The sequence below is a fragment of the Methanoculleus sp. DTU007 genome (assembly GCF_001512385.1).
Taxonomy (GTDB): domain Archaea; phylum Halobacteriota; class Methanomicrobia; order Methanomicrobiales; family Methanoculleaceae; genus Methanoculleus; species Methanoculleus thermophilus.
In genome coordinates this window covers 77,321-78,495 of record NZ_LFRO01000023.1, presented here as the reverse complement: position 1 = coordinate 78,495, position 1,175 = coordinate 77,321, and the positions used below count along the sequence as shown (strand labels likewise).

Below are 1,175 nucleotides of genomic sequence, written 5' to 3'. Positions count from 1 at the left end.
CACGGAAGATCTACGACACCGAGCACTCGGCGGCGGTGGGGATAACGCTTGCGCCCGGAGAATCGCTCAAGAAGCACATAACCCCGGTGGATGTCTTCTTCTACGTCCTCGAGGGGACCGGGATCGTCGAGATCGGCGACGAGCGTGCAGAGGTCGGAAAAGACCATCTGGTCGAGAGCCCGGCAAAGATACCGCACCGCTGGACCAACGAGAGCGACAGCACTTTCCGGGTGCTCGTGGTGAAGGTCCCCCGGCCGACGACCGGGACAAGATTGCTCTAAGGAACGGTGAGAGATAATGGTCGTTGAGTCGATCCCGAAGGCAGTGGGCTTCATCTACGCCCTTCTCGCCTTTACCGCCCTCGCGTGGCTCTGGTACTCCGGCCGGTTCACCCGCCGGCGCGCAATGCCATTCCTCGTAGTCTCGACACTCCTCGGGTTCCTGGTCTTTGCGCCGGTCTTCCCCTACCAGTTGCAGGCCGTCGTCCTCAGGGATGCGGCGGCACTCGGCTCGCCGCTTCCCATGGCATTCGGCGGACTTCTGGTCTTCGTCGCCCTCGCCCTCGTAGTCGGCCGGATCATCTGCGGGCAGATCTGCCCGGTGGGCGCCGTCCAGGAACTCATGTATCTCGTGCCGGTGAAGAAGCGCGGCAATGCTGACAGCAGAGTCCCGGTGACGGTCAGGGCCGGCGTCTTCGTTCTCTTCCTCGCCGCCGGCCTCGGGCTCTCGGCAAACCTCCTTGCGCTCATCGGCCTCGCGGATTTCTTCCACCTCGCGGTCGCGAGCATCTCGTTCGTTGTCTTCCTCTCGATCGTCCTCCTCTCCGCCACGGTCTACCGGCCGTTCTGCCGGTACATCTGCCCCTACGGCGCTCTCCTCGCTCCTGCGGCATCAAGGGCCTTCTACCGGCTCCGGCGGACGGACGCCTGCATCGGATGCCGGAAGTGCGAACGGGCATGCCCAACCGGAGCGGCGAGGCCCGATGACCGTCGCGGGGAGTGCTACCTCTGCGGTCGGTGCACGGATGCCTGCCCGGTGGACGGGGCGCTCGTGTATGGACGGGGGAAATGAGAAGAGTATATGCGAAGAGCATCAGAATAAAGAAGAGGTTGGTATACAATGGCTAAAGAGAGTCGTGCAGAGTTACAGGGGAAAGTCCTCCAGTTAGCGGACCT

2 protein-coding genes are annotated in these 1,175 nt (G+C 63.1%); both read left to right on the top strand.

Features of this window, described 5'->3' with window-relative positions:
* Positions 1–281: cupin domain-containing protein (locus tag ACI94_RS02465; protein ID WP_286681049.1), on the top strand; the 281-nt coding region annotated here is incomplete at its 5' end.
* 16 nt (positions 282–297) lie between these two features.
* Complete coding sequence (locus ACI94_RS02460) at positions 298–1,071, top strand: 4Fe-4S binding protein (RefSeq protein WP_286681048.1); 774 nt, start codon at positions 298–300, stop codon at positions 1,069–1,071.
* Positions 1,072–1,175: the final 104 nt, after the last annotated feature.